Raw genomic sequence first — 6,112 nt, forward strand, 5'->3', positions numbered from 1 at the left:
AGAAGTCGAGGCCGTTCTCAGGAAAGGCGGTGTGAAATGAAAACCGGCAGGTTCCCGTCCCTTTTCGCCGCTCTTTGCGGAATTCTCCTCTTTTCCGGGCTGTCCTTCGCCGACACCCTCGGCGATCTGGCCAGGGCGGCCCAAAAGCCCCTCGTAGCCGATTTCGGCCTGAAGCGCTGTGGCCAGTGCATAGCGCAGGGCAAGGTAATAGACGAACTCGGCGCGAAGATCGGCGACAAGGTCTCCTTCCGCTTTATTCACATCAAGGACGAGGAGAAGGTGGTCGAGGAGTACAAGGTGCTGGTGGTTCCCACCCTCATCTTTTTCGACGCGCAGGGCAAAGAGGTCTTTCGCAACGTCGGGCTGATGCAGGCCGACACGATTACGGCGAAGCTCCGCGAACTTGGGCTTTTAAAGAAATGAAGTCCGGATGCTGAGCGAATTTCTGGATCAGACCCAGGTCCTGATCGACACCAATCCGTGGCTGGCTTTCGCGGCGGTTTTCATCGGCGGTGCGCTGACCGCCTCAAGCCCCTGCGTGCTGGCCATGATTCCCCTCGTCATAGGCTTTGTGGGGGGCTACGAGGGGGCCTCCGGCTGGAAAAAGTCTTTCGCCCTTTCGATGGTCTTCGTGGCGGGGCTTGCCCTCTCCTTTACCGCGATGGGTTTCGCGGCGGTCACCATGGGAAAGCTCTTCGGCGATGTCTGGGAGGGGTGGCCGTGGATTATCGCCCTCGTCTGTCTCGCGATGGCGGCGCACCTCTGGGATCTGTGGTCCTTCAGCGTCCCGGAACGGATTTCAGGGTTTAAACCGCAAAAAGCCGGGTTTTTAGGCGCTTTTTTGCTAGGCCTCCTTTTCGGCCTCGTCTCCGCGCCCTGCGCCGCGCCGATTCTGGTTGTCGTGCTTACCTACATCGCCTCGAAGGGCAACATGGCTTACGGACTTGGATTGCTCTGGACTTACGCGGTGGGCCACTGCCTCCTTATCGTGGCTGCGGGAACCTCGATGGGGGTTGTAAAAAACCTCATAAGTTCGCGCTCCTTCCATAGGGCGAATACTGTACTGAAGCGCGTGGCGGGAGCGCTTATCGCCCTCGTCGGACTTTACATCCTGAAGGCCGCTCTGTACGGCTATTGAGGAGTGACAATGAAAATAGAAGTACTGGGAACGGGCTGCGCGAAATGCAACAAGCTCTATGAGGCGGCCAAAGAAGCAGTGCAAAAAAGCGGCGTTCAGGCCCAAATAACCAAAGTGGATGACCTGGCGCAGATCATGAAGTACGGCGTTATGGTCACTCCCGCGCTCGTAGTCGACGGCAAGGTCGTGGTTTCCGGGAAGGTTCCGTCGCAGGAGGAAATAGCCAGGTTCCTGAAATAGAGGCGGTATGAAAGCCCTCCGGAGTTTTTGAAATGACCAGGGAACGAATTGAACTTGACGTTGTCGAACAGGAAGCCGCGGCCTGCTCCTGCGAAAACCCCGCTGAGGCTTCGCCAGAACCTTCGCGGTACGCCGCTCCGGCAGCGAAGCGGTCACGGCTGTGGATATTTCTTCCGCTGGCGCTGGCTCTATGGTTCGCGATTTATTTTTCCCTCCAGCCTCTTTCCCGCTGGCTGACCTTTGACCTTTTCGGCCTTGAACGGGAGACCCGCCTCGGCAAGGCCGTGGAGTTCTTTCTCTACGACACCCCGAAGGTGCTTTTGCTCCTGACCCTCGTAGTTTTCGCGGTGGGAATAGTGCGCTCCTTCTTCACCCCCGAACGCACAAGGGCGATACTTGCGGGCAGGAGCGAATCAGCGGGAAACGTCTTCGCCGCGCTCCTCGGGGTCGTGACCCCCTTCTGCTCCTGCTCGGCGGTTCCTCTCTTCATCGGCTTCATTACCACCGGTGTACCTCTCGGCGTGACCTTCTCCTTTCTCATCTCGGCTCCGATGGTCAACGAGATCGCCCTCGTCCTCCTCTTCGGACTCTTCGGGTGGAAGATCGCCGCGCTCTACATGGGAACCGGCCTTCTCATCGCGATAGTCTCGGGCTGGATAATCGGAAGGCTAAAGCTGGAGCGCTACGTGGAAGAGTGGGTTTACGGGATGCACTGCGCGGATGGCGCGAAGGAGCGGCAGGCTTTGGACTGGGCCGGACGGGTGCGCTACGGCCTCGGCGCCGTGCGGGAGATTGTGGCGAAGGTCTGGCCCTGGGTCGTCCTTGGGATAGCCGTCGGCGCGGGGATACACGGCTACGTGCCCGAGGACTTCATGGCCGGGATCATGGGGAAGGAGGGCTGGTGGGGCGTGCCCCTCTCGGTCGTGATCGGCATCCCCCTGTACTCCAACGCCGCCGGGATTATCCCCGTGGTTCAGGCTCTTCTTGGCAAGGGAGCCGCTCTGGGCACAGTGTTGGCCTTTATGATGTCGGTAATCGGTTTGTCCCTGCCGGAGATGGTCATCCTCCGTAAGGTGCTGAAGCTGCGGCTGATTATGATATTTGTCGGAGTCGTTGGGGGAGGAATCCTTCTGGTGGGTTATCTCTTCAACGTCTTGCTTTGAACCGGAGCCGACGCCGCTGTTTTGCAATAAGGGCTTGTCCGTTTAAAAAAACGCACCCTTTCACTAGCCAAACCCGATTATTCTGCTACTTCTTTAATATGGGTATTAACTCAGGTTTAAACGAGGAAGGGGCTTTTAGATGTTCCCATGGATTGACCGCCGAAAGCACAAGAGGGTTCAGACTGAAGGCGAAGTGCGCATCCGTGAGCCCGGAGCGCCGGAGGCCGAGGTGCATTACGGCCGCCTTTACGATCTCAGCTCGGGAGGGCTCTCCTTCGGGGATTCCCTGAAACACGAGGTCGGCGCCGAACTTGAGCTCAGCATCTTTTTCGACCAGTCGAACATTGTCGCAAGAGGCCGCGTGGCCTGGGGAAACAAGCTTCGGGAAGACCTGTACCAGTACGGCGTGGAGTTTCTGCACTTTGACGTGATGGCCCGCAAAAAGATAAGCGACTACGTGGAAAGATTCTGACCGCGAAACGGCCGCAGGCCCCGCCTTCCCCGGCATTCTTCGCACCGGCAAAGAATGCCGCCGGAGGCCCCCGCCTTACGGCGGCGGCGCAGGTTTCCCCTCACCTTGTTTTCGCCTTAAAAGTTCATCCTTTCCGATTCAATAATCCTCTCCGGCTCCGCCGGGGACGGCTGTGCGGTTCTCTCACCTGCCGCTTGGCAAGAGGTTAAAAGCGACAAAAGAACCAGAATCGCCGGGAGGTATTTCATCTTTGCGCTCCTTTCCCGTCCCAGGTGGTTTCACAGCGTAAGTATACAGCCTCAAGGCCGATTATTTTGCGGATCCCTTAAAAAATCCCCAAACCGGTTTATATTTATGTAAGAAGACGGATTTGAGGATTATTTCGTAAATAGTCCTTCGGAAAGGGGATTCACATGGAGCGGGTAATCGATTTCAGAAAATATTTCGCCCAGAACGCGGGGCAGGGGTATTTGTCAACGGCCAACGACAAAGGGCTGGTGAATTCAGCCCCCTTTTCCCGGCCGAAGGTGCTCGATGACGGCACCTGGGCCTTCGGAATGACGGCGAGACAATCCCTGAAGAACCTGAGGATGAACCCCAACGCGCTCTACCTCTACGATGCAGGCGATTACAGGGGGTGCAGGGCTTCTCTGGAGCTTTTGAACTGCATCGAGGAAGGAGAGCTTCTGGAGGAGGTCAGAAAAAACGCCGAACGCATAGTGGGGCCGGGCGTAGGCAATTCGGTGAAGTGCGTGGCCGTTTTCCGCGTGAAGAACGTTCGTCCGCTAGTGGGCTCGGCCCCTTTCTGGGCTTGAGCATTACTTCTTCTTAGGTTTTATAATTATTTCGTCGAGGGGGCGCTTCGGGGTGTGTATGACGTCTTCCTTGTCCCGCCAGTAGCGGATCGAGCCGTCGGCCGATTCCAGCTTTACCTTCTCGACCGGAACGCCGAGGGCGAGTACCAGCCGTATCTGAAGATGATCCCTGATGGCGATGACCTGGCGGAGCGCCTCGCGGTCAATGGCGTTTATGATGCAGCCGCCAAGCCCCTTGTAAGTCGCGCCGAGCTTCATCGTCTGGGCCGCTATCCCGTCCTCACAGCCAGCGCTTTTTGTGACCGAATCGTCGTGAAGCACCACTATGTAGCCTGCCGGGCGCTCCCCCTCTGCCGGTCCGTCCCACCCGCGAAAATAGCTCGCCCAGGAGAGCGTGGAGAATATTCCGGCGTTAAGTTCGGGCTCCGAGGAGATGAAGTACTTCAGCGGCTGCTGGTTGGCCCGGCTGGGAGACAGCCTCGCGAGATTGACGAGGTCCAGAAGGTCTTTTCGTTTTATGGGCTTTGACTGGTCGAAACGGCGGAAGGTTCTGCACTTCTCGACCAGCTGGCTGTAGTTCAGTTTCGTCGATTTCGGCCACTCTTTTATTTTTGCCTCGATATCGCTTATCGCCTCGCATTCGCAGATCGCCTGGCAGATTTCGACCCTCTTGGGGTCGAGGCAATATCCCTTGCACTTTTTGGAGCCCGTGTCCCTCTCGTTGAAGACCGGCCCCTCGCCGAGGTCGGAAAAGAGTGTAGCCTCGACCTCGACTTCGTTTTTGCAGATCGGCTGGCTATGGGAAAAGCGAAAAATTCCGAGCCGAAGGATGCGCAGATTGGTCCGGTACTCTATAAATTCAACTTCGGGATCGGCGAGGAATTCCTCTCTTGTCGCCCAGTTAAAACCGCACCGGGGGCAGCGGGTGAAAACATTTTCCGCAGGATTTTCCAAGCACTTCTCCGTATATTTTTCAATGGCCGCCTGCCGCGGTGCGGTGGGTGGCCGGACCTTTTTCGCCGGGTAACGATGGGGATAGTTTAATCGGTTTCGGAGCGGAGGGGACAATTAAAAGCGTTTTACTCCTAAATAAAATATTCACAAACCTGCGGCGGAACGCCGTCTTTTCTGAAAATTACACGTTTTGTTGCGTTTTTCAGGAAATTTAATTTAAAACGGCATTATTTTCCTTGCACATATTGAGGAGAGTCGTTATATTTCAATTGCCGGAGAACGAATAACTCGTTTTCTGGTGCGGATGTACCGATTAGCAAGTACCGAAACGGGAGAGGCAACGGTCTTCTCCCGTTTTTTATTTGCAAAAGTAATCGGCGTCCGCATGGCAATATGTATGGCTCAAGCTCCGGAAGTATGATTCTGACCCCGGTCTGGTTCTTCCGCCATAGTAGTTGCAACAAAAATAAGGGCGTAAGACCCGGAAAAGAAAAAAGGAAAAAAACATGCCTAAAGGTACTGTCAAGTGGTTCAATGATCAAAAGGGTTTCGGTTTCATCTCTCAGGAGAACGGCGGCGGCGACGTCTTCGTACACTTCAGCGCAATCCAGGGCTCAGGCTTCAAGACCCTCACCGAGGGCCAGGAAGTAAAGTTCGACGTAACGCAGGGCGCCAAGGGGCTTCAGGCCACCAACGTACTCCCCGCGTAACTAACCAAAAATTAAAGTTAAGAGGGTGGGCCAGGTCAGAGGCTCACCCTCTTTTTTTGTTTACGGCGCGTCCCTGGACGGCTTCGGCTTTTGCCGCGGGGCTTCGTCGCTATTCGCTCGCGCTCCTTGCCGTAGGCACGCTACTGTCTTCGTCGCGCTCCCTGCGGGCTCCTCGCCCTGCGACAAAACCCAAAGCCGTATTTTAAAACCAGTTACGTGGCTTGTTTGAACCAGAGTAACTCAAGGACTCGCCGTAGCGCTGCTACTGTCTCGCCCTCTCGCTGCGGGATTCCTCGCAGGGAACGAAAAACCGCGCCGGTAAAATCTTTCGCCCTTCCCCCCATACGTGTAAACAAATTACCTTCGAGCCGATAAACAAAGAATTATCCTGTTTATCGGCGAGCCATCCTTTCGTCCTCCCCGTGGCCCGTAGGTGACGCAGGGAGCTTAAGGCGGAAAGGGCGGCGGGGGGGGTCTTAGTAAGCGCAGCGAACGAGTGCCCCCTCACGCCCCCGCCGCAGCGACCGGTCGCTCGTAGAGCGAGCGGAACCTTCCGGGCCGATTTCTTGGGTACTTCTTTCTAAAAGAAGTACCAAGGGGAGTGGGGCAGAGCCCCACAA

The 6,112-nt window shown here is 56.3% G+C and carries 8 protein-coding genes; 7 read left to right on the plus strand and 1 reads right to left on the minus strand.

Going from position 1 to position 6,112, the window contains the following annotated elements:
• Positions 1-36 precede the first annotated feature (36 nt).
• The 6 genes from EPN96_04475 to EPN96_04500 all read left to right on the plus strand — a co-directional run bounded on the left by EPN96_04475 (position 37) and on the right by EPN96_04500 (position 3,828).
• A complete protein-coding gene (locus EPN96_04475) occupies positions 37-423 on the plus strand; it encodes a thioredoxin (GenBank protein TAL17785.1) in 387 nt (128 codons plus the stop codon).
• 7 nt (positions 424-430) lie between these two features.
• Positions 431-1,138 (plus strand): cytochrome c biogenesis protein CcdA, encoded by a 708-nt coding sequence (locus EPN96_04480; protein TAL17786.1) that lies wholly within the window; start codon positions 431-433, stop codon positions 1,136-1,138.
• A 9-nt stretch (positions 1,139-1,147) separates the two neighbouring features.
• Complete coding sequence (locus EPN96_04485; protein TAL17787.1) at positions 1,148-1,378, plus strand: thioredoxin family protein; 231 nt, start codon at positions 1,148-1,150, stop codon at positions 1,376-1,378.
• A 32-nt stretch (positions 1,379-1,410) separates the two neighbouring features.
• On the plus strand, positions 1,411-2,541 hold the full coding sequence (locus EPN96_04490; GenBank protein ID TAL17788.1) for a permease: 1,131 nt from the start codon (positions 1,411-1,413) through the stop codon (positions 2,539-2,541).
• A gap of 139 nt (positions 2,542-2,680) precedes the next feature.
• Positions 2,681-3,013 (plus strand): PilZ domain-containing protein, encoded by a 333-nt coding sequence (locus EPN96_04495; protein TAL17789.1) that lies wholly within the window; start codon positions 2,681-2,683, stop codon positions 3,011-3,013.
• Positions 3,014-3,426: 413 nt separating this feature from the next.
• Positions 3,427-3,828 (plus strand): pyridoxamine 5'-phosphate oxidase family protein, encoded by a 402-nt coding sequence (locus EPN96_04500; protein ID TAL17790.1) that lies wholly within the window; start codon positions 3,427-3,429, stop codon positions 3,826-3,828.
• 3 nt (positions 3,829-3,831) lie between these two features.
• Here the strand turns inward: EPN96_04500 and EPN96_04505 are convergent, their stop codons facing one another.
• Positions 3,832-4,410 carry a nitroreductase gene (locus EPN96_04505; GenBank protein TAL17795.1) on the minus strand — a complete coding sequence of 193 codons (579 nt, stop codon included), beginning with the start codon at positions 4,408-4,410 and terminating at the stop codon, positions 3,832-3,834.
• 878 nt (positions 4,411-5,288) lie between these two features.
• On the opposite strand from EPN96_04505, the gene EPN96_04510 reads away from it, so the two are divergent.
• Complete coding sequence (locus EPN96_04510) at positions 5,289-5,492, plus strand: cold-shock protein (protein TAL17791.1); 204 nt, start codon at positions 5,289-5,291, stop codon at positions 5,490-5,492.
• Positions 5,493-6,112: the final 620 nt, after the last annotated feature.

The organism is bacterium, assembly GCA_004322275.1.
Lineage (GTDB): Bacteria > Desulfobacterota > Deferrisomatia > Deferrisomatales > BM512 > SCTA01.